The 2,061-nt window shown below is 76.4% G+C and carries 1 protein-coding gene; it reads left to right on the top strand.

Annotated features, from left to right (window positions below; all coding sequences use genetic code 11):
- Positions 1–172: 172 nt before the first annotated feature.
- The gene (locus JS521_RS30880) at positions 173–1,870 is read left to right on the top strand and encodes a SpoIIE family protein phosphatase (RefSeq protein WP_205086228.1); all 1,698 of its coding nucleotides are present in this window, start codon (positions 173–175) and stop codon (positions 1,868–1,870) included.
- Positions 1,871–2,061: the final 191 nt, after the last annotated feature.

Genomic DNA, 2,061 nt, shown 5'->3' with positions numbered 1-2,061 from the left:
GGCTGCCGGCTGTCCGGGCCCTGTGGGCGCCCCCCCCCCGCCGCCCGCGCCCCCCCCCCCGCCGGCCGCGCCCTGCGGATGCGGTACGGGAAGGGGCGGCCGACGATGGAGGCTCGGGAGCCGACGAACGGCGGGAGGCAGGCTTTTGCAGGCCGACACGTGCGACGACGGCATGCCGTCGTTCTTCGACCCGAAGACCGTCGCGGCCCTGTTCGACGGCAATCCGGCCGCCGTCGCGGTGCTCGACCACGATCTTCGCTACACCTACGTCAACCCGGCCCTCGAACGCCTCAACGGCCTCCCTGCCGACTCCCACATCGGGCGGACGTTCTCCCAGGTCCTGCCCGAGCTGCGCGGCCAGGCCGCCGCCCTGCGCGCCGTCCTGGCGGACGGCGAGCCCCGCGAGGAGACGATTCAGGGGCAGACCTGGGCGCCCGCCGACGCCGACCAGCGGTTCTGGCGCGCCACCTACCACCGGCTCGACGCGAACGGGGAGGGCTGCGGGCTGATGGCGATCGTCGTCGAGATCACCGACCTCACCCGGCAGCGCGAGGAGCTGGAGCAGGCCCGCGGTCACGTCGCCCTGCTCTCCACCGCCGCCGTCCGGATCGGTACGACGCTCGACATGGACACCACCTGCCGGGAGCTGACCGACTTCGTGGTGCCCGACTTCGCCGACGTCGCGGCGGTCGACGTGTTCCCACCCGAGGTGGGTCACTCCGTACGCCGCCCGGCCCCCGGCGTCGTACGGCTCCGGCGGGCCGCGCTGCGCGGTGACGGCGACCTCGACGAGCAGGTGCAGCGGTTCGGCCATCCCGGGGAGTACGTCGACTTCGCGCCGGACTCCGCGGTGACCCGCTGCCTGGCGGAGAACGAACCGGTCCTCGACGACTGGGAGGGCCACGGCCAGGAGCGCAGCTCCCTCACCTCGGACCGGATAGCCGCCTCCCGGGCGCTCGGGCTGCGCCAGGCGCTCGTCGTCCCGCTCATGGCCCGGAACCGGCTGCTCGGCACCCTCAGCCTCGTCCGGGCCGAGGGTTCCCCCGCCTTCGGCGACCAGGACGTGGCCGTCGCCCGCGAACTCGCCGTCCGGGCCGCCGTCGACCTCGACCACGCCCGCCGCTACGACCACGAGCACAGCATCGCCCGCGAACTCCAGCGCTCCCTGCTCTCCGAGCCCCGGGGGCCCCACCCGCACGTGGAGATCGCCACCCGCTACCTCCCCGCCGACGAGGGCGTCCTGGTCGGCGGCGACTGGTTCGACGTCGTACCGCTCCAGGACGGCCGGCACCTCAAGGCGATGGGCGACGTGATGGGGCACGGGGTGGAGGCGGCCGTCGCCATGAGCCAGTACCGCTCGCTGCTGCGGCTGCTGGCGGGGGAGGACCTGCCGCCGCACCGGATCCTGGAGCAGCTCGACACCATGGTGGAGCGGTCGGGCCTGGACCGGGCGGCGACCTGTCTGCTCGCCGTCGTCGACCGGTTCGGCGGGGTGTGCGAGGTGGCCAGCGCCGGCCATCTGCCCCCGGTCTTCATCGACCCGGGCGCGGCCGGGGCCCGGGTCGTGCCGGTGCCGGTGGGGCCGCCGCTCGGCACCGGGTTCGGCGGGTACCGGACCGCGTCCGTGCCCTGCGGCCCGGGGACGGTGCTGTTCATGTACACCGACGGGCTGGTCGAGCGCAGGGGCGAGGACATCGACGTGTCCGTGCAGCGGCTGGCCTCGCTGACCCTGCCGCGGGGCGGTCATCTGGATGACCTGCTGGACCAGGTGCTGGACCGGTTCGGCGAGGACGCGGAGGACGACATCGCCGTCCTCGCCTCCCGGATCCGCGAGGGCCCGCCGGTCGTGCGGCCGACCCCTTCGGATTGACGCCTCCGGGCCTCCGGCCTCCCTGGGAGAGAGGCCGGAGGCCGAAAGGCGGGGGGGGGGCGCGGGCGGGGGGGGGGGGGCGGGGGGGGGGGGGGGGGGGGGGGGGCGGGGGGGCGGGGGGGGGGGGGGGGGGGGGGGGCGGGGGGGGGCGGCGGCGGGGGGGGCGGGGGGGGGGCGGGCGGGGGGCGGCG

This window comes from Streptomyces durocortorensis (assembly GCF_016901035.1).
GTDB classification, from domain to species: Bacteria; Actinomycetota; Actinomycetes; order Streptomycetales; family Streptomycetaceae; genus Streptomyces; species Streptomyces durocortorensis.
This window is presented reverse-complemented; position numbering and strand designations above follow the sequence as displayed.

What these genes read in the sequence shown, in the direction of transcription:
- JS521_RS30880 (WP_205086228.1), top strand. Translation starts at nt 173, where the DNA reads ATGCCGTCGTTCTTCGACCCGAAGACCGTCGCGGCCCTGTTCGACGGC.